19 protein-coding genes are annotated in these 26,671 nt (G+C 42.7%); 8 read left to right on the top strand and 11 right to left on the bottom strand.

Annotated elements, in window-relative coordinates:
* Positions 1 to 33: 33 nt before the first annotated feature.
* Both PR761_RS00820 and glyA read right to left on the bottom strand, forming a co-directional pair.
* Complete coding sequence (locus tag PR761_RS00820) at positions 34 to 1,185, bottom strand: 3-phenylpropionate MFS transporter (protein WP_112837067.1); 1,152 nt, start codon at positions 1,183 to 1,185, stop codon at positions 34 to 36.
* A 130-nt stretch (positions 1,186 to 1,315) separates the two neighbouring features.
* Positions 1,316 to 2,569: a serine hydroxymethyltransferase gene (gene glyA / locus PR761_RS00815; protein WP_006814707.1), complete on the bottom strand. Its 1,254-nt coding sequence runs from the start codon at positions 2,567 to 2,569 to the stop codon at positions 1,316 to 1,318.
* A gap of 350 nt (positions 2,570 to 2,919) precedes the next feature.
* Between glyA and hmpA the strand changes: the two genes are divergently transcribed.
* Positions 2,920 to 4,119, top strand: coding sequence for an NO-inducible flavohemoprotein (hmpA, locus tag PR761_RS00810; RefSeq protein ID WP_154610578.1), 1,200 nt, complete (start codon positions 2,920 to 2,922; stop codon positions 4,117 to 4,119).
* A 141-nt stretch (positions 4,120 to 4,260) separates the two neighbouring features.
* On the opposite strand, the gene glnB is transcribed toward hmpA, so the two are convergent.
* The 5 genes from glnB to PR761_RS00785 are packed head-to-tail and all read right to left on the bottom strand — an operon-like array spanning position 4,261 to position 9,876.
* On the bottom strand, positions 4,261 to 4,599 hold the full coding sequence (gene glnB, locus PR761_RS00805) for a nitrogen regulatory protein P-II (protein WP_004921424.1): 339 nt from the start codon (positions 4,597 to 4,599) through the stop codon (positions 4,261 to 4,263).
* A gap of 12 nt (positions 4,600 to 4,611) precedes the next feature.
* On the bottom strand, positions 4,612 to 6,234 hold the full coding sequence (locus tag PR761_RS00800; protein WP_006814709.1) for an NAD+ synthase: 1,623 nt from the start codon (positions 6,232 to 6,234) through the stop codon (positions 4,612 to 4,614).
* A gap of 41 nt (positions 6,235 to 6,275) precedes the next feature.
* On the bottom strand, positions 6,276 to 7,616 hold the full coding sequence (gene glrR / locus PR761_RS00795) for a two-component system response regulator GlrR (protein ID WP_006814710.1): 1,341 nt from the start codon (positions 7,614 to 7,616) through the stop codon (positions 6,276 to 6,278).
* Positions 7,613 to 8,434, bottom strand: a complete 822-nt coding sequence (gene qseG / locus PR761_RS00790) for a two-component system QseEF-associated lipoprotein QseG (protein WP_112837073.1) — start codon at positions 8,432 to 8,434, stop codon at positions 7,613 to 7,615. Before qseG ends, glrR begins: the two co-directional genes overlap by 4 nt.
* Before the next feature lie 2 nt (positions 8,435 to 8,436).
* Complete coding sequence (locus tag PR761_RS00785) at positions 8,437 to 9,876, bottom strand: sensor histidine kinase (protein WP_039855053.1); 1,440 nt, start codon at positions 9,874 to 9,876, stop codon at positions 8,437 to 8,439.
* A gap of 810 nt (positions 9,877 to 10,686) precedes the next feature.
* Between PR761_RS00785 and PR761_RS00780 the strand changes: the two genes are divergently transcribed.
* The 7 genes from PR761_RS00780 (at position 10,687) to fbpC (ending at position 19,933) form a co-directional block, all read left to right on the top strand.
* The gene (locus PR761_RS00780; protein ID WP_006814714.1) at positions 10,687 to 11,721 is read left to right on the top strand and encodes a methyltransferase; all 1,035 of its coding nucleotides are present in this window, start codon (positions 10,687 to 10,689) and stop codon (positions 11,719 to 11,721) included.
* 222 nt (positions 11,722 to 11,943) lie between these two features.
* Positions 11,944 to 12,570, top strand: a complete 627-nt coding sequence (locus PR761_RS00775; RefSeq protein WP_006814715.1) for a response regulator transcription factor — start codon at positions 11,944 to 11,946, stop codon at positions 12,568 to 12,570.
* A 6-nt stretch (positions 12,571 to 12,576) separates the two neighbouring features.
* Complete coding sequence (locus tag PR761_RS00770; RefSeq protein WP_006814716.1) at positions 12,577 to 14,103, top strand: MASE1 domain-containing sensor histidine kinase; 1,527 nt, start codon at positions 12,577 to 12,579, stop codon at positions 14,101 to 14,103.
* 106 nt (positions 14,104 to 14,209) lie between these two features.
* Positions 14,210 to 15,535: an MFS transporter family glucose-6-phosphate receptor UhpC gene (gene uhpC / locus PR761_RS00765; RefSeq protein ID WP_006814717.1), complete on the top strand. Its 1,326-nt coding sequence runs from the start codon at positions 14,210 to 14,212 to the stop codon at positions 15,533 to 15,535.
* Positions 15,536 to 15,562: 27 nt separating this feature from the next.
* Complete coding sequence (locus tag PR761_RS00760; RefSeq protein WP_006814718.1) at positions 15,563 to 16,594, top strand: ABC transporter substrate-binding protein; 1,032 nt, start codon at positions 15,563 to 15,565, stop codon at positions 16,592 to 16,594.
* Positions 16,595 to 16,797: 203 nt separating this feature from the next.
* Positions 16,798 to 18,876: an ABC transporter permease gene (locus tag PR761_RS00755; protein ID WP_039855054.1), complete on the top strand. Its 2,079-nt coding sequence runs from the start codon at positions 16,798 to 16,800 to the stop codon at positions 18,874 to 18,876.
* Positions 18,877 to 18,892: 16 nt separating this feature from the next.
* On the top strand, positions 18,893 to 19,933 hold the full coding sequence (gene fbpC, locus PR761_RS00750) for a ferric ABC transporter ATP-binding protein (RefSeq protein WP_154610579.1): 1,041 nt from the start codon (positions 18,893 to 18,895) through the stop codon (positions 19,931 to 19,933).
* A gap of 85 nt (positions 19,934 to 20,018) precedes the next feature.
* Here the strand turns inward: fbpC and PR761_RS00745 are convergent, their stop codons facing one another.
* From PR761_RS00745 to purL, 4 genes are all read right to left on the bottom strand, one after another.
* Positions 20,019 to 21,209 (bottom strand): cyanate transporter, encoded by a 1,191-nt coding sequence (locus PR761_RS00745; RefSeq protein WP_115164500.1) that lies wholly within the window; start codon positions 21,207 to 21,209, stop codon positions 20,019 to 20,021.
* On the bottom strand, positions 21,209 to 21,673 hold the full coding sequence (locus tag PR761_RS00740; RefSeq protein WP_112837081.1) for a nucleoside deaminase: 465 nt from the start codon (positions 21,671 to 21,673) through the stop codon (positions 21,209 to 21,211). Before PR761_RS00740 ends, PR761_RS00745 begins: the two co-directional genes overlap by 1 nt.
* Positions 21,673 to 22,359 carry an ankyrin repeat domain-containing protein gene (locus PR761_RS00735; RefSeq protein ID WP_154610646.1) on the bottom strand — a complete coding sequence of 229 codons (687 nt, stop codon included), beginning with the start codon at positions 22,357 to 22,359 and terminating at the stop codon, positions 21,673 to 21,675. Before PR761_RS00735 ends, PR761_RS00740 begins: the two co-directional genes overlap by 1 nt.
* Before the next feature lie 251 nt (positions 22,360 to 22,610).
* Complete coding sequence (gene purL, locus PR761_RS00730; protein WP_112837085.1) at positions 22,611 to 26,498, bottom strand: phosphoribosylformylglycinamidine synthase; 3,888 nt, start codon at positions 26,496 to 26,498, stop codon at positions 22,611 to 22,613.
* Between the last annotated feature and the right edge of the window lie 173 nt (positions 26,499 to 26,671).

Below are 26,671 nucleotides of genomic sequence, written 5' to 3'. Positions count from 1 at the left end.
TGAGAACTTTGCGCCCTTGTTGTTTTTCACGAACTAACCTTTAGCTTCTACTTTAGGTCTAATAAATAACGCAGGCACGGCCAATATAGCCATCAAGAAAAATACCACGCCATGCTGCTGTGGGACCCGCTCATAAATATAGCCAACCATAATGGTAATGATTGCCAACCCGCCTCCCATAGCCAATGCAGAATAAGCACCTTGTAATGGAATAATTTCATTCTCTTTACGGGCACTAATAAAGCGCATTGCAGCCAAATGGCAGACCGTAAACGTACCACTATGAAGAATTTGCACCATCACTAACACGGGCAATGAAGTAAATGCTCCCATCATACTCCAGCGAATAATTCCACAGGCTGCGGATAGTAATAGTAAGTTACGCGCACTCCAGCGGCGGAATAAACGGTGACTTAACATAAAAACGATGACTTCGGCGACGACACCAAGAGACCATAAATTACCTATGACTAAATCTGAATATCCCGCTTCTTTCCAGTACAGCGAAGCAAAACCATAGTAAGCCGCATGAGCTCCTTGCAGTAAGCTGACACAAACTAAAAATTTAACGACGTTTTTATCGGCAATCAGCTGTTTAAAAGAAACTTTGCTGACACCATCAGTTTTTGCTGCCCCAGCAGGCATAATGGCAGGTTTTAGTAGCGTTCCTAATAACATTGCAGCGCAACTGATAATCAGTGCGACCATGATAGATTTATGCCCCCAGACTCCTGACAAATATCCCATCAACGAAGATCCAATAATAAAAGCGATGGAACCCCAAACACGAATTTTGCCATAGTCAAAGGTAAATTGCTTTTGCCATGCTCCCGCAAGAGAGTCCCCTAAAGGAACCATTGGAGCAAAGAAAAGATTAAATCCAATCATTACAAATAGTAACCAAGCCCAATGAGAGCCAAAGGCAAAGCCAATAGAAAAAATAAGAGACAGTGTGGCCAGCAGCCGTAACGCAAGAATTAATTTTGATGGCTCTTTGACTAAAGGGGTAATGAACATCGCACCAAGAAAACGAGCTGCTAACCCGATACCCAACAATACCCCAATCATTTCAGCATCAATACCCTCACCTTGTAGCCATACCGACCAAAAAGGTAAGAAAATACTGTAAGCAAAAAAGTAGGTAAAATAATCAATCGCTAACCAGCGCGTTGATGGGATAACCATCACTCCTCCCTTATTTTCAAATCGCCACCATCTTCGGTGGTGGTTTAGGACCGACAACAAAAAACCCGCTTTACGAAAGTAGAAGCGGGTTTAGATAACTAATTTAGATTAAGTTATAAGTAAATTGCCATTATGCGTAAACTGGGTATTTTTTACAGATAGCTAATACTTTCTGTTTAACCGCTTCAATGGTCGCTTCATCATTGATGTTGTCCAGAATATCACACATCCAGCCTGCTAGCTCGCGCGCATCAGCTTCAGTGAAACCACGACGAGTAATCGCAGGGGAACCGATACGAACACCAGAAGTCACGAATGGGCTCTTAGGATCGTTAGGCACGCTGTTTTTGTTCACTGTGATATTAGCACGACCTAATGCAGCATCCGCATCTTTACCTGTAATATCTTTGTCAACTAAGTCAACTAAGAACAAGTGATTTTCAGTACCGCCAGAAACAACTTTGAAGCCGCGATTTTGGAACACTTCCACCATTGCTTTCGCATTTTTAGCAACTTGTTGTTGGTAAATTTTGAACTCTGGTTCCATTGCTTCTTTCAAAGCCACCGCTTTACCTGCAATAACGTGCATCAGAGGACCGCCCTGAGAACCAGGGAATACTGCTGAATTCAGTTTTTTATACAGATCTTCATCACCGCCTTTAGCTAAAATCAGACCACCGCGTGGACCTGCTAAAGTTTTGTGTGTTGTTGTCGTAACAACGTGAGCATGTGGCACTGGGTTAGGATAAACACCCGCAGCAACCAAACCTGCAACGTGCGCCATATCGACGAATAAATAAGCGCCAATACTGTCTGCAATTTCACGCATTTTTGCCCAATCAACGACACCAGAATAAGCGGAGAAACCGCCGATGATCATTTTTGGTTGGTGTTTTTTAGCTTGAGCAGCGATATCGTCATAGTCGATTTTACCGCTTTCATCGATGCCATAAGGAACGATGTTGTAGAGTTTGCCGGAGAAGTTGACTGGGGAACCGTGAGTTAAGTGACCACCGTGAGCAAGATTCATCCCTAATACAGTGTCACCCGGTTGCAGCAGCGCCATATAAACAGCAGCGTTAGCTTGTGAACCTGAGTGTGGTTGTACGTTTGCGTAGTCAGCACCGAACAACTCTTTTGCACGGTCAATCGCTAATTGCTCAACCACGTCTACGAATTCACAACCACCGTAATAACGTTTAGTTGGGTAACCTTCCGCATACTTATTGGTTAGCTGAGAGCCTTGAGCCTGCATGACTCGTGGACTTGTGTAGTTTTCAGAAGCAATTAATTCAATATGTTCTTCTTGACGTTCTACTTCTTTTTCCATTGCTTCCCACAGTTGTGGGTCGTAATCTGCAATATTCATTTCACGCTTTAACATTCGCTTCTCCTGCCTCAGCAATTCAATAAGGTAACAATCAAATCAACTTAATGACCCACAGTGTAAACTCTTTTTCGTCGTTGAGATAGCCCCTAAGGAAAAATACACGCAAACGATTGCATAAATTTTTTTGCGTTCAGATCCCTTTAATCAACACACTATATAATAGTGCTTATTTCAATAATTCCGAGATGAATATCTAGTTTTGTTAACCACCTCTAATTATGTGGCTATTTCTGTAACTTTTTATGCATTTGATTATTTACATTTATCCTCAAATATTATAAGTTGCATATAAAATACATGTTTATAGATTCATTAAATCATGAAAATAATTCAGGAGTACCTGCATGCTTGATCAACAAACCATCGCCACGATTAAATCTACCATCCCCGCTATTGCTGCTACTGGGCCAAAACTTACTGCACATTTCTATGAAAGAATGTTTAAGCAGCATCCTGAGTTAAAAGATATTTTTAATATGACTCATCAAATCAATGGGGAACAGCGAGAAGCCCTGTTTAATGCGATTTGCGCTTATGCTATTCATATTGAAACCCCTGAAGCATTAATTGGTGCGGTGGAAAAAATTGCGCAAAAACACGTCAGCTTAAATATTAAGCCTGAGCACTATCCTATCGTGGGGGAAAATTTACTCGCAGCAATTGATGAACTACTCAGCCCTGGACAAGAAGTCCTCGATGCTTGGGGCAGAGCTTATGGCGTACTCGCGGATATTTTTATTAATCGTGAAGCTGCTATCTATCATGAAAATGCTGAAAAATCTGGAGGCTGGGATGGTTTACGAGAATTTAAAGTTACCCGTAAACAAGCTGAAAGCTCGGTGATCACCAGTTTTGAATTTACGCCTGTCGACGGAAAAGCTGTTGCAGATTATCGTCCGGGGCAATATATCACTATTTATCTCAATGAAAATAGCTTTGAAAATCAAGAAATACGTCAATATTCACTCACCACAGCTCCAAACGGTAAAACCTACCGAATTGCCGTAAAACGTGAAGAACAAGGTATCGTTTCTGGTTTCTTACACCAAGAATTAAATGTCGGCGATATTGTTCGATTAGCCCCACCATGCGGGGATTTTTTCATTGATGTCGATAGCCAAACACCGGTCACTTTAATCTCCGCCGGCGTAGGTTTAACCCCTATGTTGAGCATGCTTAATCACTTAACTGAGCAGCAACATCAAGCCCCGGTGAATTGGTTACATGCAGCAGAAAATGGCACGGTTCAAGCCTTTAGCGATGAAATAAAACAGCTCATGGAACAACACCCTCAAGGACATTATGCCGTGTGGTTTAATCAACCTCTCCCCCAAGATCTCGAAGGGAAAGATTATCATTTCCGTGGGTTGCTAAACTTAGCGCATATAAAAGACAACGTATTACAGCCTAATATGCAGTTCTATTTCTGCGGGCCTGTGGGCTTTATGCAGTATGTAGGAAAACAATTAGTTGAGATGGGTGTTGCTGAAGAGAATATCCATTATGAATGCTTTGGGCCACATAAGGCTCTACCACTAAATTAATGATAGTTTCATTGTTAATCTGTTGTTTTAATGCGTTATTTATAATTTAAATTTAAATTTTTGCGGTAACGGACTCGCATGTAAATATATGATCATCCCATGTAAGATATATTTATTCCGTTACCGCATTTTTAGCGATGGTTAAATCGCTTCTTCGTCTTGCTCGCCAGTTCGAATTCTAATAACACGAGCCACATCATAAACGAAGATCTTACCGTCACCGATTTTACCTGTTTGCGCCGTTTGCATGATAGTTTCCACACAACTTTCGACGATATCATCAGGAACAACGATTTCAATTTTTACCTTGGGTAAAAAATCCACCATATATTCAGCACCACGGTATAACTCTGTATGTCCTTTTTGACGACCAAAGCCTTTGACTTCCGTTACGGTCATCCCTGTAATACCCACTTCCGCTAAAGCCTCACGAACATCATCAAGTTTAAATGGCTTTATAATTGCATCAATTTTTTTCATATTCAGTTCCTGTTATGACCAATTTTTACGGCCAAAACCTGAAGTAATCGGATAACGACGATCCTTGCCAAAATTACGCATTGTGATCCGCGGCCCTACTGGAGCCTGACGGCGTTTATATTCGTTAATATCGACAAGACGCACCACTTTGCGAACTGTTTCTTTATCAAACCCAAGTTTGATTAGGTCAGTCACAGATAAATCTTTTTCTACATAACCTTCTAAGATGGCATCCAGAACATCATAAGGTGGCAAGCTATCTTGATCCAATTGGCCTGGAGCAAGTTCCGCTGAAGGTGGTCTATCAATCACGCGTTGTGGAATAGCTGGAGATATTGTATTACGATATTTAGCCAGTTCAAAGACCAGCGTTTTTGGTACGTCTTTTAATACATCGAATCCACCCGCCATATCCCCATACAACGTTGAGTAGCCAACTGCGGACTCACTCTTATTGCTGGTCGTTAACACCAAACGTCGACGTTTATTCGACATAGCCATCAAGATCACTGCTCGACAACGTGCTTGTAGATTTTCTTCTGTTGTATCCGCTTGAGCTCCTGCAAACATCGGCTGCAATTCGGTCATAAAAGCATCAAACATTGGCTCGATCGAGACAATATCAAATTCAACACCTAATAATTCGGCTTGTTCTTTTGCATCATGGATGCTCATTTCTGAAGTATAGCGGAACGGCATCATAACGGCCTGAACCTGTTCTTTACCAATCGCATCAACCGCAATGGCGACTGTTAGACCAGAGTCAATACCACCAGACAAACCTAAAATGGCGCCATTAAATCCATTCTTATTAATGTAATCACGAGTTGCTAGAACTAAAGCTTGATAAACTTGTGCGGTGGTTGATACTTCGGGTAGTTTTGGCTGTTCGGTGACTAATTTTAACTCTTCAAAAGTCACGGTAGCTACTTGCTCATCAAACTCAGCCATTTGATAAACTTGCTTACCTTTGTTTGCAAGAACCTTAGATGCACCATCAAAGACTAATTCATCCTGACCGCCGACTTGATTAAGATAAATAATCGGTAAGCCCGTACGCTGGCAATGCTCTTCCAGCAGGTCACTTCGAATATGCTCTTTATGCAGGTCATATGGTGATGCATTTATGGTTAATACTAACTCAGCACCCGCACCTTTAACGTTATCGATGGGCTCGTCGTACCAAATATCTTCACAGATTAATAAGCCTAAACGGTAACCTTTGAAGTCCACCACACAGGTGTCTTCGGCTGCGGTAAAGTAGCGAGGCTCATCAAATACGCCATAGTTAGGCAATTCCTGCTTGAAGTAACGCGCGAGTAATTTTCCTTGATAGAAAAAGGATAATGCGTTGTAAATTTCGCTATCTTCATACCAAGGATGACCAACGATAATGGCACATTCGCCGCTTGCTTGTTGTAAGCGTTTTAATTGAGCTACACAGCGCTCTTCAAAATCGTGGCGGAACAGTAAATCCTCAGGGGAATATCCTGTCAGAGCCAGCTCAGAAAACATGACGATATCAGTATTTTGTGACTGTTGCTCGACAACTTGCAACATACGGTCACAGTTACCTTCAATATCACCAACTAACCAGTTGAGTTGCGCTAATGAGATATTAAGCTTACGGCTCATAAAATGTTTTTTCTCCCTTAAACCTTTAGGCTATAAAGGTTTTATTCTTTAAAATCGTTCGCTTCTAAATCATGGCGCCCGAGTAACTTATAGAATTCAGTTCGGTTTCGCCCAGCCATGCGAGCGGCTTGAGTCACATTACCTTTCGTCATCTGTAATAATTTACGCAAGTAATTCAATTCAAATTGATTACGCGCTTCTACAAATGTCGGTAATGCTGTGTTTTCCCCTTCTAAAGCTTGGCTGACCAATGCTTCACTGATCACGGGAGATGTGGTGAGTGCCACACATTGCTCAATCACGTTGACCAACTGACGCACATTACCGGGCCAGCTTGCCGTCATTAAACACTTCATTGCATCACTGGAAAAACTGCGTACAAATGGCTTATGACGATTTGCGGCTTCACGTAGTAAATGATTAGCTAATAATGGAATATCTTCCGAGCGTTCATTCAATGCAGGAATACGTAAATTCACGACATTTAAGCGATAGTAAAGGTCTTCACGAAACTCATTTTTTTCCATCGCTTTAGGTAAATTACGGTGTGTTGCAGAGATAATCCGTACATCGATATCTAAATCACGGTTACTACCTAGAGGGCGAACTTTTCGCTCCTGTAAAACACGCAGTAATTTAACCTGAAGAGCCATTGGCATATCGCCAATTTCATCTAAAAATAGGGTTCCGCCGTTGGCAGCAAAAAATAAGCCTTCTCGGCTGCTAACTGCCCCTGTGAAGGCCCCTTTTGCATGACCAAATAATTCGGACTCAAGAAGTTGTTCTGGCAACGCACCGCAGTTAATAGCAATAAACGGTTTATGAGCTCGAGGACTCACGCGATGGATTGCCTGAGCCAAAACCTCTTTCCCCGTACCACTTTGCCCGTTAATTAGCACGCTGACATCTGACTGTGCCACCATGTGAGCTTGCTCAAGTAAGCGGATCATGAGTGGGCTACGAGTCACAATTCCAGAGCTCCACTCTTCATCGCTCATCGGCGTGGATGACAGTGCTAACGCTTCATCAATAGCTTTATACAATGCATCTTTATCAACTGGCTTAGTTAAGAAGCTAAAAACGCCACGTTGAGTGGCCGCAACTGCATCTGGAATAGACCCATGCGCCGTTAGAATAATGACGGGAAGATTTGGATGGGCTTTTTGCACCTCATCAAACAGCGCCATGCCATCCATTTCATCCATACGTAAATCACTAATCACTAAATCGATTTTTTCTTTTTGTAGGCGTTTTAGTGCTTCTGGACCACTCTCTGCTGTCGATACTTTAAAACCTTCACTACTTAAGCGCATGCCTAACAGTTTTAGCAGGCTAGGGTCATCATCAACCAGTAGTAAGTTCGCTGACTTACGGCTTGTCATTGTACTTTATTCTCCGCTGGATTTTGTTCTGTTTCGGCTGGCTTAGCTGCATCAGGAGAAGCAGCGACGGCATCAGTTACCGCCTTTTCATCTTCTTTTTCAGCTTCATTCGCATTTTTTTTGCGTGAAGAGAGCTGACGCTCAATATCGGTTAAGTTTTCTAATTTGCGTGATGTTGAATCTAACTCAAAACGCAGCTTTGCATTATCTTCTTTTAAACGATCAAATTTGGTATCCATTTCCTGCTGTAAGCGTTTATAACGAGAATTAGCTTCAGCAAGGTTGATAACTTGCACTTGCTGTTCGCGCCAAATCTGTAATAGCGGGCGAACAGGTGTAGGAAAACTTAAGCTATACGTGTTGATGCTATCTAGCATTTGACGTCGTTCAGTAATCGACGGCTCAGCAGAATTCAATAGGATATTTTTCGTGAATGAACTAGACCAATCAGTCACGTCGATCTGCTTGGCTTTGTTACGTGCTTGTTCTGCATCCATTCGATCAACACACCCCATCATACGCAACCAATACAGCGCATTCTCTTGTGAGGCAAGCTGCTGATTTTCCCAAATGGACTCACAGGATGCATAGCGATAATCTGTCGTTTTGACTTCTGGGATCACCACTTGAGCTAAGGTTTCTAACGGAGATTGTCCATTTTTCACCACACAACCAGAAAGAAAGAGAGAAAAGAAAAATATTCCTAACGGCGTAGCGATGCGGAATGATTTATTCGTCACTCTACGGCTATTGAATGTTGTTTTTGGCAATATCGTCTTACACAATACAGCCCAAAAATCTGTAGACCTATTTACCATTGTTATTCGTTCTCTGCAGTTAAAGGCAGTTCAATTCGAAAGCAGACATCCGCTGATTTGTGGGGAACCAATGATAGCTCACCGCCCATCTGTTTAATGCAATCTTGCGCGATGCTAAGCCCCAGTCCACTTCCTTTTACGGCGCCTTTTCTTTGGAGGCTTCCTTGATAGAAAGGTTCAAAAATCATATTTTGCTCAGACTCAGGGATTGGAGTGCCGGTATTGGCAATCTCAATCACTAATTTATTACCTGTTCGTCGGCTAGAGATCCAAATATTACCTGATTCGCCGCCATAGTGCACCGCATTGGAGTAGATATTATCAATAACTCTTCCGAGCAGAGTCGGCTCCGCGAGGCAACTTTCCACTTTTAAGCGAATTTCCGTTTTTATCTCTTTCGCTCTTGCTGGCAAATTATGTGCATTCACAATGTCATCGATCAACTTATTCAGATCAACTAATTGTGCAACAGGCGGCTCATCCACTAATTTTCGATTATAGTCGAGCAACTGTTCAATAAGTTGCTGAAGGTGCTTACTACTATGATCCAGTATCTCAACAACCTCTTTTTGTGAGCTGGTCAACGGTCCGGCAACTTCATCTGCCAATAACTCCGTCCCCTCACGCATACTGGCTAACGGTGTTTTTAGTTCATGGGAAATATGGCGTAAAAATTCATGGCGCTGAGATTCGAGCCAAGCAAGCCTTTCACTCAACCAAATAATTCGTTGGGCAATGGTTCTTAACTCTCGAGGACCTTTAAATCCGTCAATATCATTTTCTAGCGTCAGACCTGTTCCTAAGCGATTAATCATCCGTTCGATCACTTTTACCGGACCAATAATCATTCGAGTAAATAGCGTAACCAATAATGCACTGAGTAAAAACAGAATTAATGTTTGCCAACCAAATAGCTGCCCTTTATTTGCGATGGCTTTTTGCAACTGATCCCCACGACTAAAAATAACATCGCGGGTTTGTTGCACAAGTTGTGTATTTTGCGCAGAAAACTGTTCTAACGCTTTAGTCGTAAGCTGGGTTGGTTCATTGCTCTCGCAACTGATCGCTTTTAGCTGCTTTAATGCATTTACCAATGCAGAGCTATCCGCATTATCTGGCAGGATGGTTTTCTGGCGTTCTAACATCTGCTCGTAATCGGCAAACTGTTTGTGATATTGCGTTTGTAATGCAGGATCTTGTAGAACGCAATACTGCCGATAGCTACGCTCCATTTCCAACGCGAGACTACTCATTGCTTCGCTACGACGGGTATCTAGCAGTGTTGTTTTATTAATATTTGCCGCTTGATTACTCAATTGCTCAAGGCTTTGGTATGCCTGATAGGCTAGTACCAATAAAGGTAGTAAAACTAGCCAAAAGGCCATGACTACCAGTTGCCTCAATGAGCGCGGGAAAAGACGCCATTTGCTCAAACCGTTCATCTCTTACCTATTTATATGTCTTTCAATGGTAGCAGAAGTCCCCCCTAAGCGGAAAATTCTGTTTGCATTGGGATATTGGCGAGTGTGCCATATCGATTAAATAGCAATGAACGTGCCAGTTTATGGGGTAAAATGTGATAATTTTCAAGAAAATAGACTAAAAGGAATTTTATTGCTTATGGCTAATCTAGCTGGAGGGGATGCAGATGTAGGAAGGCGGATAAATGAGAATTCCCATTTATCCGCCAGCGATACTTTACAGCTTATATATGACTATGTCTTTTACTAAAGATAATCATATAGGTGGTGCCTCACTCAACGTGTCGCCCTGTGTTTGATAAGGCTCGAAAGCGAATATCTATGGTGTTGGACGGTAGGCACCTTACTTTGGCATCATTCGGGTTTTATGTGGTATGTTCCCAACAAATTTGGACCTACATAAGCAATTGAATGAGCAACTGAATATTATTATGCACACATCGTGCCAACTTTTCAAACTATTTTATATCACATTGAATTTGCTTGATTTTTAATTTTATACTTTTTTACATCTAATCTGACATATTGTGAACAAGTTCTAATTCCAAATTATATTCCCTTATCTGTCTCCAATTTAAGACACAGACCAACCTGTTTTTTAATGTTCTTATTTATCATCAAGATAAATGTCACCTTTTGGCGACACCGCACCCCATGGTTTGTCGCTAATTTTAGACACTATCAAATTTTAAGGCTTCCTTTAATGGGTTAGGTACGCAAATAATTAAGTTCAATCTAACAACTTACTTCACCTTAATAATATGGGGCTATATGAACAACTCTCTACCCAATAATCATAAATTTAATCAGTTAGAGCTTGGTATTCAGCTCCTGAATAAAGCAACAGGATTCATGTTCCATGCAGCACTACGTGCAGCCGTAAAATTGAAGCTAGCAGAAACACTTGAAGCTCACCCAAAGACCGCTGAACAAATAGCACAAGAAATAGGTGCAATTCCCACGGTTATTCAACAAATATTACGAATACTGGCGACTCAGAATATATTCACATCCACATACGATGAATGCTTTACACTGACACCAGAAGCCGAATTCTTATTAGAATCTCATCCCTATTCTTTACGTAATGCGGTGTTAATGTTCACTGACCAAACATTTTGGATGCCATCCTACTATTTATCCGATATGGCTAAAGGGGTACCCATCTTTGAAAAATTGTTTGGTGGAACCTTCTATGAGTATTGGGAAAAAAATGTCGATTTACCTGAAAACTTTCATGCTGGCATGGCTTCATATTCAAGGTTAGAAAATCCATTTATCGTTGATAAATACCCCTTCCCTGAAAATAGCCTTATTGCAGATATTGCAGGAGGACGCGGAGGTTTATTACTTGAAGTATTAAAATCCAATCCCCTAACACATGGAATATTATTTGATAGGCTCATCATTACTGACAAACATCTATTACACCAACTAGGGGATGATTCTCGCTGGGAAACACAGACGGGCTCATTTTTTGATTCAACCCCTGCGGCCGATTTTTACTTACTTAAAGCCATTACTCACGACTGGGATAATGAAAAATTAATTAATATATTCAATGTAATACGTCGTTCCATGAAAAAAACATCAAAATTACTCTTAATTGATACTCATGTCATCAACGATAACAAACCCAATTTTGGTAAAAATATAGGGCTTATCTGTTCAAATCTAATGATCGGTGCCGATGGAAGGACCAAAGAAGAGTTAGAAAATTTGCTCGCTCAAGCTGATCTAAAAATCAATCGCATCATTAAAACGGACTGTCATTTATCGATTACAGAAGTACAACCTAACACTTAATAATATCAAACACTCGCTTTATGAATCTTCAGAGGCGAGTTCAATTCCATCTAGAAATACCACAATAACAAAAGAAAATATTGCCATCCGATTTATTAGCGCTATGATGCCGCGCGTTTCATTTCTGATGGACGTCAGAATTTCAAACTATGTTCCTAGCTAATCTTTCCCTATATTGATATAAGACTGGCAAATGGTCACTTACTTACTATCGAAACTACAATGATAAAAATAGCCTTGATTGACGACCATATTGTCGTGCGCTCCGGTTTCGCCCAACTGCTAACATTAGAGCCTGATATTAGCATCGTGGGTCAATATGCAAGCGCTCAAGAAGCCTGGCCTCACTTAATTAGCCTTGATATCGATGTTGCTATCATGGATATCTCAATGCCAGATGAAAGCGGTTTACAGTTACTCACCCGCTTACGTAAGAAAAAACCCGATTTTCGTACCATTATTTTAAGTATTTATGATACACCCGCATTTGTGCAGAGCGCACTGGATGCAGGGGCTAGCGCCTATTTAACAAAATGTTGTGGGCCAGAAGAGTTAGTTCAGGCGGTCCGTTCTGTTCATCAAGGCGGTTGCTACTTATGTGCCGATGCAATGCGAGCATTACGTCAAACACCACAGCAGCAACATGGCATTCAAGAACTCACTAACCGTGAGCGCGAAGTTTTTGACTTATTAGTGTCTGGATTAAGCGTCAAAGTCATTGCTGAGCAACTCAATCTGAGTCATAAAACAGTGCATGTTCATCGAGCAAATGTTTTAGGTAAATTACAGTGTGATAGCACCATTGAGCTGGTTCACTACGCGTTAGAGCATAATATTATCTCAAGGTAGATATTGATGAATAAAGCGCTGCGCTTAGGATTGCAGTCCCTATTTTTGTTATTTACTTATTCATTAATTTGGATTGGGTTGTGGATTATTGGTTTTTATCTCAGCCAAAATAGTTTTCAAGCTACGCTATTTCTACCCCAAGCCTTACGCCTCACCTTGATGATATTGCTCTGGCGGCGATATTGGCCGACCATTTTATTATCTGAAGGGCTACTCAATTACTGGCTTGCTGAAGAGCAACTATTATCACAGCCTATTTTATTACTTTCCCCGCTCCTCAGTTTAGCGGTCGCCGTCGTAATCCAAAATATTTGGTGGCGCTATACGCTGTATTGGCAACGGCTAATTTTGCTCCTTGCTGGCGTTACTGCCAACAGTATCCTCAACGCCCTACTGTTTGGTTTACTGTCTCAATACTCAATTAGCCAACTATTTTTAACCACGTTTACTGGCGGAATACTACTATCCCCCTTTGTTTATCTCATTTATGAATATCTGCATGAGCAGCATTATCATATGCTACTCGACTATGGTACACCTGATAAACAATTACGCACATCACTGATTATTTGGGGATTTTTATTTTGCTTGGTCGGTTTAAGTGCGCAAATTTTCTTTGCTCCAGAGATTGAACAGCTGATTGTTTTGTTAGTTTTTATTCCCAATATTTTTATGGCTTACCGATATGGATGGCAAGGCGGGGTTCTATCCGCATTATTGGGGAGCTTAATTATCACTTTTGCAAGGCAGTTCCAAGGCGCATTTGATGACTTACAAGAATTACAATTATTCTTAAGCTCTCAAGCCTTAATTGGTATTGGACTGGGAATTGCGGTAAGTCGCCAAAAACAACTTGCCGGTAACTTACAGCGCTATCGCCAACGATTGGAGCAAGAACTGCAAACTCGCCGAGACCTGATGCGTAAATTGGTACACACTGAGGAAGATATCAAGAAAGATATTGCGCGAGAATTACATGATGAAATTGGGCAAAACATTACCGCTATTCAAATCCAGTCGATGCTAGTGAAAAAAACAGCACCCAATGAATTAAGTCGCCAAGCTGCCAGTCAAATCAATGAGCTAGCACAACAAATCCATCAAGCAACCCGCCAATTACTACGTCAATTACGTCCTCCCGTTCTCGATGAAATGTCACTAGAAAACGCCCTCACACATCTCATCGCCGAATTTGCTTTTGAAGAAAATAATATCCAGTGCACGTTTTATTATGGGCTAAAAGAAACCCCGGCCAATGAAACCGTTTTATTCACCCTCTACCGACTTGTTCAAGAGCTTCTCAATAACATCAGCAAACATGCTAAAGCGACACACATTCATATTTCACTCGACCAAATAGGTGACTCGATCCAGCTTATTGCCGAGGATAATGGCGTCGGTATTCCCTTTAGCAAACGAACTTCTGGCTTTGGTTTACGGGGAATTGAAGAGCGAGTGACCGCTTTAGGTGGCGATTGGACACTGACAACGCAAAATGGCACCAAAATAATTGTTAACTTGCCCACATTTTGAAATGAAAGATTGTAAAAATAGGAATAATTCCTAGTCTCCTAATACCTTATCTCATCCTTTTATTTAAAAACTTGATTACATTTTGCCAAACGGGAGAAACACAACCATGACAGGTGAAAGTAAATTTAATTTGGATGGCAATTACCGTTTCTGGCGCCGCCAATTAATGTTCTCCATGATTATTGGATATGCTGCTTTTTACCTGACACGAAAAAGCTTTAATTTCGTTATGCCCGTCATGCAAACGGAGCTGTTGTTAGACAAAAGTGATATTGGCTGGATCGCCTCTGCCTTTTACCTAACCTACGGACTGTCCAAGTTTATATCGGGAATTTTCCACGATATCACTGGCTACCGCTGGTTTATGGGTGTAGGTCTTATCATGACCGGCGTTCTAAATATCATTTTTGCTTATTGTTTATCGTTTCCTGCTTTACTGATTGTGTGGACGTTAAACGGTTTCTTTCAAGGATGGGGTTGGCCCCCTTGCGCAAGAATTCTGACTCACTGGTATTCACGTAATGAGCGTGGGTTTTGGTGGGGTTTATGGAATATCTCCATCAACCTTGGTGGAATGGCGTTACCGCTATTAGCTGCCTTATTAGCCACTTATTACAACTGGCAAATGGCATTAATTGTACCGGGAATTATTGGTGTTGTTTTGGGGTTATGGCTCTGCCGGCAACTAAGAGGAACCCCGAAAGAAGAACACTTACCCACAGTGGGACAATGGCGACATGATGCCTTAGAACTGCGCCAAGAGCATTTATCTCCACCACAATCTATGTGGGTGATATTGAAGCAAACCATTGTGTTTAACCCGATGATTTGGCTATTAGGTTGTACCTATATCTTGGTTTATCTCATCCGCATAGGGATAAACGATTGGGGAAATTTATGGCTTACAGAAACGCATGGAACGAATTTATTAAGTGCTAATGCGACATTAGCACTGTTTGAATTAGGCGGTTTATTAGGCGCGTTGTGTGCGGGTTGGGGGTCTGACCTTCTGTTTCGTGGACAGCGAGCACCGATGATTTTGTTATTTTCTTTAGGGCTTTTTGTGTCTGTTAATGCCTTATGGTTAATACCGATTCATCACTACGGGCTACTTGCCGTGTGTTTTTTAGCTAATGGCTTTTTTGTATTTGGTCCACAGATGTTAGTTGGTCTAGCTGCTACAGAATATTGTCATAAAAAGGCAGCTGGAACGGTAACGGGTTATCTTGGATTGTATGCCTATTTAGGGGCTGCAATTGCAGGATGGCCGCTCTCTCAAGTTATCGCAAATTATGGTTGGTCGGGAATGTTTACCTTACTCGCTAGTGCTGCGGCCTTGATGGGGCTACTACTGATGCCTCTTTTGATTGCGAATGTCAGCAAGCGAGAGCATTTAGCCGGTGCAGTTTCACCGCAAAATAATAATAGTTAATCCGAAAACGTGAATAAAGGACTGACAATGAAACTTAAGACTCTTTCTACACTCGTTGCAGCAGGTTTATCTCTTGCCGCTATTACGACTACAGCAAATGCCGCTGGCCGTTTAGTGGTTTACTGTAGTGCCACCAATGCAATGTGCGAAGCTGAAACTCAAGCTTTCGCCAAAAAATATGATGTAAAAACGACTTTCGTTCGTAATGGCTCAGGCAGTACTCTGGCCAAAATCGAAGCAGAAAAACGTAACCCACAAGCTGACGTTTGGTACGGCGGTACATTAGACCCACATTCACAAGCTGGTGAAATGGATCTCTTAGAGCCATACAAATCACCAAACCTGTCACAAATCATGACTCAATTCCAAGATCCAGCAAAACGCAAAGGTAACTACTCTTCTGCGGTTTATATCGGGATCTTAGGGTTTGGCGTGAATAAAGATCGCCTGAAAGAGAAAGGTTTGCCGATCCCAACTTGTTGGAAAGATCTCACCAAACCTGAGTATAAAGGTGAAATTCAAATCGCTGACCCACAAAGCTCAGGAACCGCATATACCGCTCTCGCTACTTTCGACCAACTGTGGGGCAACGAGCAAGCGTTTGATTATCTAAAAAAATTAAACTCAAATATTTCTCAATACACTAAATCTGGTATTGCCCCTGCACGTAACGCAGCCCGTGGTGAATCTGCCATCGGTATCGGTTTCCTGCACGACTACTCTTTAGAAGTTGAAAATGGCGCGCCATTAGAACTCATCGCCCCTTGTGAAGGTACCGGTTATGAGATCGGCGGTATTAGTATTCTGAAAAATGCCCGTAATATGGACAATGCGAAGCTGTTCGTTGATTTCGTTCTGTCTAAAGAAGCCCAAGAGCTGAGCTGGAAACAAGGTCAGTCTTACCAGATCTTAACCAACACCACAGCTGAATCTTCCCCTATTTCTCTGAAACTTAAAGACTTAAATTTAATCAATTACGATATGGATAAATACGGCGATGCTGAAGTCCGTAAAAATCTGATCAACAAATGGGTTACCGAAGTCAAAATGAGCAAATAATGCTCCCAGTGCGGTGTTCGTCACCGCACTAAGCTACTTACTTACTTACAATAAAAATGAAGTCTAAAACTTAAGTGTCTGTTTTTTGCAGACGGCTTCAGATTAGCTCATTCATTAGAATTATAATATTAATTAAGTTCTTTACTATTCGAATAAAAATGATGCTGTTTTCATTCGAAAGTAATGAACTTAGGGGAAAAACAATGCCTCAAACGTTAACTCTCACCGCCTCGAAGAAAAAGGACAGTATTTTCCTTTGGATTCTGATCGCTTGGCTGGGCTTTGCTCTACTCCCATCGTGGAGCTTAGACTATGGCTTATTCGACTCCACACAAGATGAGATTTTAGCTTCGTATGGCTGGAGCAGCGTCAATATTAGTTGGCTCTGGTATTTATTACCGTCTATCTTGTTATTCAGACCACTAACACCTGCCGATCGTAACCACAAAAATCGCCACTATTTTGATGTCGCCGTTGCTGCAATTACCGCCATTGTTGTCATTATCAGTGCCTACTTAGATGGTAGAGGATTGGGTTACTCCGCAATCACGCTATTTATTGCACTCGGAATGATTATGACCCACGCCTTAACTCGCTTAGAGTGGCTGGGTGGCGACCAATTTGTGATTGGCTCCCTGATTACTGTTGTCGCGCTGATTGCGTTATTTATCGTCTTTCCCAGTGTGGCAATTTTTATTCCAATGTTTACTGATGGGAACGGAGATTTTGCACCATTTGCATTTGTGGCAATCCTAACCCAATCACACATTGTCCAAGTTATTATTAACTCAATATTTTTATCACTGGCAGTTGGTGTAGGCTGTACTTTCTTCGGATTAATTCTCGCTATTTACACAACCCGAATTGCCAAACGCTCCGCAATTATTGGACGTGTTTTCTCTATTCTTCCTATCGTAACACCGCCTTTTGTTGTGGGCTTAGGCGTTACTTTGATGATGGGCCGTTCAGGCTATATCACCGAATTTCTAGCCACTTATATGGGCTTAGAAAATACTAACTGGCTTTATGGTTTTACTGGGATTTGGTTAGCACAAGTTCTGGCATTTACGCCGATGTCATTTATGATCCTCGACGGTGCAATTAAAACCATTCATCCCTCTTTAGAAGAAGCATCGTATACATTAAGAGCCAATCGCTACCAAACATTCTTCAATGTGTTTATGCCGCTACTAAAACCTGCGCTCGCAAACGCATTCTTAATTGTGATCGTTCAGTCCTTAGCTGACTTTAGTAACCCGTTAGTATTAGGCGGAAACTTTGACGTTCTCGCTACCCAAATTTACTTCTATATCACCGGGTCACAACTCGATTATCAAGCAGCAAGTACATTAGGTGCCTCCTTGCTAGTCTTCTCGTTACTGGTATTCTGCGTGCAATACATGTGGATTGGTAAACGTTCTTACGTCACCGTTTCCGGTAAATCCTACCGAGGTGATGTACAACCGCTACCTGTATCATTAGTGACTACCGTGACCGTGTTACTGGGGATCTGGGTTGCCTTTAACGTGTTACTCTACGGCAGCATTTTCTATGGCAGCTTCACGGTTAACTGGGGTGTGGATTACACATTAACCCTCGATAACTTTACCAAATTATTTGGTCAAGGCTTTAATGATGGTGCATGGCCATCACTGCTAGATACGCTGTTATATGCGGGTATCGCGGCACCAATTACCGCTATTCTCGGTCTTCTCATTGCGTATATTGTGGTTCGCCAAGATTTTCGCGGTAAGAAAACCATCGAATTTACCACTATGTTGTGCTTCGCCGTACCGGGCACCGTGGCTGGGGTATCTTATATCTTAGCCTTCAACGATACCCCGTTCTATTTAACGGGAACAGCAGCCATCGTGATCATTTCTATGACAATGCGTAACGTACCAGTGGGGATCCGTGCAGGTATCGCGGGTCTTGGTCAGATTGATAAATCATTGGATGAAGCCTCACTCAGCCTACGTGCTGGCTCGATGCGCACTATTTTCCATATCCTTCTGCCATTATTGCGTCCTGCAATTCTCTCCGCGCTGATTTATAGCTTTGTTCGCGCCATTACCACCGTCAGCGCCATTGTGTTCTTGGTGACACCGGATACTCGCGTAGCCACAGCTTATATACTGAACCGAGTTGAGGATGGTGAATATGGAGTGGCAATTGCTTACGGTTCGATTCTGATAGTGGTCATGCTCGCCATTATTTTCTTATTTGACTATTTAATTGGCGAAGCCCGTGTTTCACGCTCCAAAGCCAAAAATGCACAATAATCATGGAGTCACTGACATGACACAGAAAAGTTTTGTTGAATTAAAAAATATCACCAAGCGCTTTGGCGACAATACGGTTATTGACGATTTAAGTCTTTCCATCCCACAGGGTAGCATGGTGACGCTGTTAGGCCCTTCTGGTTGTGGTAAAACCACTGTGCTACGTTTAGTTGCGGGCTTAGAAAAACCAACTGAAGGCCGCATGTTTATCGATGGTGAGGACGTGACTGACCGTTCAATTCAACAGCGTGATATTTGTATGGTATTCCAGTCTTATGCCCTTTTCCCTCATATGTCGTTAGGGGAAAACGTAGGCTATGGTTTGAAAATGTTAGGATTACCCAAAGCTGAAGTTAAAAAACGTGTAGAAGAAGCGTTGGAGTTAGTCGATTTAGCGGGCTTTGCTGATCGGTTTGTCGACCAGATTTCTGGTGGTCAACAACAACGTGTGGCGCTGGCTCGCGCATTAATTTTAAAACCTAAAGTGCTGTTATTTGATGAACCTCTAAGTAACTTAGATGCTAATTTACGTCGTAGTATGCGTGAAAAAATCCGTGAACTTCAGCAGCAATTCAATATTACCTCTTTATATGTGACCCATGACCAAAGCGAAGCATTTGCCGTTTCTGACATGGTTCTGGTCATGAACAAAGGTAAAATTATGCAGCTTGGTTCACCACAAGAGCTATACCGCCAGCCAGCCTCTAAATTTATGGCTAGCTTTATGGGAGATGCAAACATTTTTCCCGCCACACTCACTAGTGATGCGGTGGATATTTTCAGCTATCGCTTGCCACGCCCAGCGCAATTAACCACTAGCCAAACTCAAGTCACGGTCGGTGTGCGCCCTGAAGCTATCACGTTAAGCTTGCAAGGGGATGATAGTCAGCGCTGCACAATCACCCATGTGGCTTATATGGGGCCTCAATATGAAGTAACGGTCGATTGGCATGGTCAATCCATGCTGCTGCAAATCAATGCCACACAGTTACAACCAAGCGTCGGCGAGGAACTGTATTTACAAATCCACCCTTATGGCATGTTTATTCTCGAATAAACTGCCTGTTGATTGCAGAGATCATCCTCTAAACCGCTCAATATATGGGCGGTTTTTATATTTATGATTTATTCTCACTAAAATATTATTTCACGCTAAAAATCTGGCGATAACTTTTGGGATTTAAACGCAAAAATAATAATAATGTGATGACCACTAAAACTAAATGCATTGCCCATACCGGCGTATAACTGTGGTTAATTTGCTGTAGTGCAGCGGCAATCAATGGTCCGAATGCCGCAATAATAAAGCCCCCCGCTTGCATCAACGAAGTCAACGCGCCAGCACTTACCGGATGAGAGATATGATCCAATGATGTAATAATAGTTAGTGCAAAGCATCCCCCTAATCCACACCCTAGCAACCCTACCCATAGCAACGGTATAAAGTGAGGGAATAACATTAACCCTGCAAAACCCAAAGCTTGGCTTGCTAAGGTTACTGTTAGCCAAAAACGGCGGTCAATATTATGAGATGCAAGAACGGGGATCATCAATGCCGCAGCTGCTTGGAAAACCGTTAAGATTGCCACTAATGAACCACTTTCAGCCGCGCTCATTCCTTGCTGTTGAAAGAAAGGCGCTAACCAAGTCACCACGGTCGCGTACCCCGCATTCACCAAGCCAAATCCCGCCATCAATAACCATGTTCGAGGTTTCTTTAAGTAAATAAAAATCGAACTTTGTCCCGCTATTCCTTTGGTTGTTGACGTTCGAATATTCGCGATAACAGCGATGAGCGCTAAAAACGCAGGAGCAGCCAGCCATGCAAGTCCACTTTGCCAATGTCCCGTGATGTGAGTAATCAACGGCGTTAGCTGCGCGCCAAGCGCTCCACCTACCATTAATGTTGCTGAATAAAGCCCTGTCATCGCCGCCATTTTTTGTGGAAATTTAGCTTTAATCAGGCCTGGGAAAACCGCTTGAATATACGCCGCTCCGACGCCACATAAAAATGCAGTCAGTAATAATGCGATGCCATCAGACACAAATAAACGGCAAAAAGAACCGAGTAATAACAATAACATCGCAAAACTAATACCAAGCCTATCGCCCAATCGCTGATTGAGAGACGGTACCACCAGCGCACCAAATCCCATCAATAACATGGGTAATAATGTGAGCAAAGAAACACCTTGGTAGCTCATTCCGGTAGTTTGGATAATGTCATCGATGACAGGACCCGGTCCCGTCATAAATGGACGCAGATTGATCCCCACTAAAACAATGGTCAAGATCAACCCGAAAGAAGGAGAAAGTGGCTTATGCATTTTCATCAATGGTGTAATGCCCACCACTGACTGTACAATGCTGACTGAGGTTCATTTTCAGGTTTTAGTTGTACAAATTGCAGCCCAGTTTGCTGTTCAGGCTCGACGCTTAAGGCTTGTGCAATACTCGCCGTTGATAGCCCAAAAGGTTCAGCATCTTGATTCGAATACGCATAAACAATACGGGAAATACCCGCCATGCGCATCGCGGCCAAACACATAGGGCAAGGTTGCCCACTTGCATATACCACACAATCATCTAGCCTAACTTTACCCAGCACTTCACCCGCTTGGCGCAGTGCCAGCAACTCAGCATGCGCCGTCGGATCATTGCGTTCTAGCATCTGGTTTACCCCAGTAGCAACCACACTACCGTCGTACACCACTACCGCACCAAAGGGTCTTCCTCCAGCATTGACATTTTCCGTCGCCAATAAAATGGCTTGCTGCAAAAATTGGTTATCTGTCATTATTTCGCTCCTGCCTTTTCAAGAATATCGATAATATTTTGATATCCTTTACTCTTTGCTAGTGTTAATGGTGACTGCCCTGAAGCATCCGCTAAATTAACATCAGCGCCGCCCTCGACTAATAAAGTGACTATCTGAGCATATTTATCACTGCCATCCCCAAGAATGATCGCTTCAATAAGCGCAGTCCACCCCAGATTGTTCACATGATTGACACTCACACCCGCATCAATCAATGTTTTCACCATTTTGACATGACCACGTTCAGCAGCAGGGATCAAAGCCGTCCCACCGTAACGGTTAATACTGCTTACGTCAGCACCATGGCTTAACGTCATTTCTAATATTTCTTGCAAACCACGAGCCCCTGCATATAAGAAAGGCGTATCTTGAATACCATCTTTTGCATTCACATCCGCGCCTTTTTCAATCAAGTAGCGTGCAACAGTAATTTGGTTTGCATTTGTTGCAGCCATAAGAGGTGTGCGTAGACGACGATCCCGTTGCTCGATATTTACGCCCTGCTCAACAAGCCGTTGTACAGAGGCTAAATCACCTTTTTCAGCTGCATTAACTAATTGAGGAATATCTGTTTTCGCCATAGGCTTCACCATAAAGATCAGCATAATCACAAAAGCACTGATTAAATAAAGTCCCCATTTTTGCTTCAAGGATCCCGCTTTCATCATCAATCTCCTTATGCTCTGTTTAGCCTATCGAAATAAAAATCATTTAGAAAAAAATAATTGAGCCATAAACATTAACAGAGGAAAACTATTGTTCAATCTTATCTTGTAGAATAGATTTTTCGTTGTGAACAAATCTTCGTCTATCAACTGAAATACAGACAAAAAAACGCCCTATAAATCAGACTCAGCGAGCCAGTTTATAGGGCGTTTGATTTTTTATACTTTAACTTAAAACTACCGTTTTAGTCTTAGCCTAATTGTTTACGTGCATTACGGAAGATACGCATCCATGGGCTATCTTCACCCCAATTTTCTGGATGCCATGAGTTACTCACAGTACGGAATACACGCTCTGGGTGCGGCATCATTATGGTTGCTCGACCATCGATTGTGGTGACTGCGGTAATCCCATTAACCGAACCGTTAGGGTTCGCTGGATACTGCTCAGTGACTTGACCGTAGTTATTCACAAAACGCATTGCCACTAAGCCATTATTTTCCAATTGTGTTAAGTGGGATGGAACACGCGTTTCGACCTGACCTTCACCATGAGACACTGCAATTGCCATACGAGAGCCAGCCATATCTTGCAGTAGCAGCGATGGGCTGTTAGCAATTTCGACTAAACTAAAGCGCGCTTCAAAACGCTCTGAACGGTTACGGACGAAACGCGGCCAATAGTCAGCGCCTGGGATCAAGTCATGCAAGTTAGACATCATCTGGCAACCGTTACATACACCTAAAGAAAGTGTATCTGGTCGATTAAAGAATGCAGCAAACTCATCACGAACTTTATTGTTGAACAAGATAGATTTCGCCCAACCTTCCCCTGCACCTAAGACATCACCGTACGAGAAACCACCGCAAGCCACTAATGCTTGGAATTGTTCAAGGGATAAATTACCTGCAAGTAAATCACTCATATGAACATCGATAGCATCAAAACCTGCACGATCCCATGCAGCTGCCATTTCAACATGAGAGTTGACGCCTTGCTCACGCAGTACTGCGACTTTAGGTCGAATACCGGTTGCTATATAAGGTGCAGCGATATCATCCGCGATATCAAATGTCAGTTTCGCTTGTAAGCCGGGGTCTTGGCTATCTTTCTTCGCCTGATGTTCTTGATCCGCACACTCTTCATTATCCCGTAAACGCTGCATCTGCCATGTGGTTTCTGCCCACCATTCACGAAGCAAGCTACGAGACTCGTTATAAACAACAGTGTCTCGGCTATTGATGATCACCGCATCGTCGTTAGTTGCTGTCCCTAAATAATGTAAGCAACTCGATAAACCAGCATCAGCAAAACACTGCTCTACATATTGACGGTCAGCCCCTTGAACTTGGATCACGGCGCCTAATTCTTCGTTGAATAGCGCCGCTAATGTATCTTCATCGAATGAACTAATATCAACGTTAATGCCACAATGGCCCGCAAATGCCATCTCAACCAGTGTAACGAACAAACCACCATCTGAACGGTCATGGTAAGCCAACAATTTTTGCTCAGACAGCAATTTCTGGATGGTATTAAAGAAGCCTAACAACAGTGCTGGGTCACGCACATCTGGCGCTTTATTGCCTAACTGGCGATAAACTTGCGCTAAAGCAGAGCCACCAAGTGCATGATGACCTTGCCCGAGATCAATCAGTAATAGTGCGTTATCCGCCGTTGTTTTCAGTTCTGGCGTTACCGTTAAACGAACATCTTCTACGCGTCCAAATGCCGTGATGATCAGTGAAAGAGGCGAGGTCATTTCACGCTCTTCACCATTTTGCTGCCAGCGGGTTTTCATCGACATAGAGTCTTTACCCACTGGGATAGTTAACCCTAATGTAGGACATAACTCTTCACCCACGGCTTTTACTGCCGCATACAGACCTGCATCCTCTCCCGGATGACCTGCCGCAGACATCCAGTTTGCCGACAGTTTCACACGCTTCAAATCGTGAACATAAGAACACGCAAGGTTAGTCAACGCTTCACCGACAGCCATACGCGCTGAAGCTGCAAAATCTAACAGCGCAATAGGTGTTCTTTCGCCGATAGACATCGACTCACCGTAATAGCTATCCAAGCTCGCCGTCGTGACCGCACAATCAGCCACTGGAATTTGCCATGGACCTACCATTTGGTCGCGGGCAACCATACCCGTTACAGTCCGGTCACCAATGGTGATCAAGAATGTTTTCTCTGCAACTGCTGGTAAATGAAGAACGCGTTTAACGGCTTCAGTTAAATCAATGGTGGTTCTATCAAGAGATTCCGGTTCAGCTTTCAGAGATTTGACATCTCTCAGCATTTTTGGGGTTTTACCCAATAAAACATCTAATGGCATATCGATAGGTTGATTACCGAAATGTTCATCATTCAGCGTTAAGTGACGCTCTTCTGTCGCTTCACCAATTACCGCAAATGGTGCGCGCTCACGCTCACAAATTGCCGTAAATAATTCTAGCTGGTCTGGAGCGACCGCCATAACATAGCGTTCTTGAGATTCGTTACACCAAACCTCTAGTGGGCTCATACCCGGTTCATCGTTAAGAATCTTACGTAACTCAAAACGCCCGCCACGTCCGCCATCACTAACTAACTCAGGCATCGCGTTAGATAATCCACCCGCCCCGACGTCATGGATAAACAGAATTGGGTTGTCATCACCTAACTGCCAGCATTTATCGATCACTTCTTGGCAACGGCGTTCCATTTCAGCGTTATCTCGTTGAACTGATGCAAAATCAAGATCAGCCGCAGATTGACCCGATGTCATTGAAGAAGCCGCACCACCACCTAAGCCGATATTCATCGACGGCCCACCCAGTACAATCAGTTTTGCACCGACGGTGATTTCACCTTTTTGAACATGGTCAGCACGGATATTACCCATACCGCCTGCTAGCATAATTGGCTTGTGGTAACCACGTAACTCTTCACCATTATGGCTGTTAACTTTCTCTTCATAAGTACGGAAATAGCCTAATAGGGCTGGACGACCAAACTCATTGTTGAATGCAGCGCCGCCTAATGGACCTTCGGTCATAATATCCAGCGCGGTTACAATACGCTCTGGTTTACCAAAATCTTCTTCCCATGGCTGTTCAAAGCCAGGAATACGCAAGTTAGAAACGGAAAAACCAACTAATCCCGCTTTTGGTTTCGCACCACGTCCCGTTGCACCTTCATCACGAATTTCACCACCAGAGCCTGTCGCTGCGCCTGGCCACGGCGAAATCGCGGTTGGGTGGTTATGGGTTTCAACCTTCATCAAGATATGCGCATCTTCTTGATGATAACGGTATGTGCGACCATCAGGTTCAGGGAAAAAACGCCCTACAGAAGAACCTTCCATTACTGCTGCATTATCTTTATAAGCGGATAAAACATAGTCAGGCGTCTTTTCGAAGGTATTTTTGATCATTTTGAAGAGAGATTTGGGCTGAGTTTCCCCATCAATGATCCAATCGGCGTTGAAAATTTTATGGCGGCAATGTTCAGAGTTAGCCTGTGCAAACATGTACAGTTCAATATCAGTTGGATTACGTTTTAATCCCTTAAAAGCATCAAATAAATAATCGATTTCATCTTCCGCCAGCGCTAAGCCCATTTCTTTATTTGCAATTTCTAAGGCTTGACGTCCACCAACAATAATATCAATAACTTTTAATGGCGCTGGTTGCTGCTGAACAAACAGCGCTTGAGCTTGCTCAAAAGAGGAAAATACGGTTTCCATCATACGGTCATGTAGCATGCCAATGACTTCATCCCATTGGGCAGAGCTCATTGCATCTGCCTGGATGTAATACGCAATACCACGTTCAATACGTTTAACCTGCGATAAACCACAGTTATGTGCGATGTCTGTCGCTTTTGATGACCAAGGAGAGATAGTGCCTGGGCGAGGAGTGACTAAAACCAATTTGCCAAAAGGTTCATGCTCCGCCAGAGAAGGACCATATTTTAACAAACTACTCAGCTTACCTTGCTCAGTACTGTTTAATGGGGCTGATAGCTCAGCAAAGTGCATATATTCAGCATAGATATCCGTAACAGGGAGCTGTTTTTCAGTAAACAGTGCCAAAAGACGGGTAATACGAAATGCTGATAGAGCAGGTGAGCCACGCAAAATTTCCATAGTCTTAAATTCTCTCTTGTAAACGCCAGCCCTGAACTGAAAGCAGGGAAACCGAGAACCATTATAGAGCAATGTTCATCAATACGAAACCGTTTGCGTGACTAAAAAGAGAGCGAATAGTTAAATATTATGATGGGCTAAATACGATAATATTAGTTGCACCGATCATCATT

The organism is Providencia sp. PROV210, assembly GCF_028479445.1.
Classification (GTDB): domain Bacteria; phylum Pseudomonadota; class Gammaproteobacteria; order Enterobacterales; family Enterobacteriaceae; genus Providencia; species Providencia rustigianii.
Note: the sequence above shows the minus strand (reverse complement) of the source record. Positions and strands in the feature narration are given on the sequence as shown.

Bases quoted from the DNA above. Each gene is read 5' to 3' on its own strand.
- PR761_RS00785 (WP_039855053.1), bottom strand. From the start codon at position 9,876: ATGAACGGTTTGAGCAAATGGCGTCTTTTCCCGCGCTCATTGAGGCAA.
- PR761_RS00780 (WP_006814714.1), top strand. From the start codon at position 10,687: ATGAACAACTCTCTACCCAATAATCATAAATTTAATCAGTTAGAGCTT.
- PR761_RS00755 (WP_039855054.1), top strand. From the start codon at position 16,798: ATGCCTCAAACGTTAACTCTCACCGCCTCGAAGAAAAAGGACAGTATT.
- PR761_RS00775 (WP_006814715.1), top strand. From the start codon at position 11,944: ATGATAAAAATAGCCTTGATTGACGACCATATTGTCGTGCGCTCCGGT.
- PR761_RS00760 (WP_006814718.1), top strand. From the start codon at position 15,563: ATGAAACTTAAGACTCTTTCTACACTCGTTGCAGCAGGTTTATCTCTT.
- PR761_RS00800 (WP_006814709.1), bottom strand. From the start codon at position 6,234: ATGAGCCGTAAGCTTAATATCTCATTAGCGCAACTCAACTGGTTAGTT.
- fbpC (WP_154610579.1), top strand. From the start codon at position 18,893: ATGACACAGAAAAGTTTTGTTGAATTAAAAAATATCACCAAGCGCTTT.
- purL (WP_112837085.1), bottom strand. From the start codon at position 26,498: ATGGAAATTTTGCGTGGCTCACCTGCTCTATCAGCATTTCGTATTACC.
- glrR (WP_006814710.1), bottom strand. From the start codon at position 7,616: ATGACAAGCCGTAAGTCAGCGAACTTACTACTGGTTGATGATGACCCT.
- PR761_RS00820 (WP_112837067.1), bottom strand. From the start codon at position 1,185: ATGGTTATCCCATCAACGCGCTGGTTAGCGATTGATTATTTTACCTAC.
- PR761_RS00745 (WP_115164500.1), bottom strand. From the start codon at position 21,209: ATGAAAATGCATAAGCCACTTTCTCCTTCTTTCGGGTTGATCTTGACC.
- PR761_RS00740 (WP_112837081.1), bottom strand. From the start codon at position 21,673: ATGACAGATAACCAATTTTTGCAGCAAGCCATTTTATTGGCGACGGAA.
- glyA (WP_006814707.1), bottom strand. From the start codon at position 2,569: ATGTTAAAGCGTGAAATGAATATTGCAGATTACGACCCACAACTGTGG.
- PR761_RS00735 (WP_154610646.1), bottom strand. From the start codon at position 22,359: ATGAAAGCGGGATCCTTGAAGCAAAAATGGGGACTTTATTTAATCAGT.
- uhpC (WP_006814717.1), top strand. From the start codon at position 14,210: ATGACAGGTGAAAGTAAATTTAATTTGGATGGCAATTACCGTTTCTGG.
- qseG (WP_112837073.1), bottom strand. From the start codon at position 8,434: ATGGTAAATAGGTCTACAGATTTTTGGGCTGTATTGTGTAAGACGATA.
- hmpA (WP_154610578.1), top strand. From the start codon at position 2,920: ATGCTTGATCAACAAACCATCGCCACGATTAAATCTACCATCCCCGCT.
- PR761_RS00770 (WP_006814716.1), top strand. From the start codon at position 12,577: ATGAATAAAGCGCTGCGCTTAGGATTGCAGTCCCTATTTTTGTTATTT.
- glnB (WP_004921424.1), bottom strand. From the start codon at position 4,599: ATGAAAAAAATTGATGCAATTATAAAGCCATTTAAACTTGATGATGTT.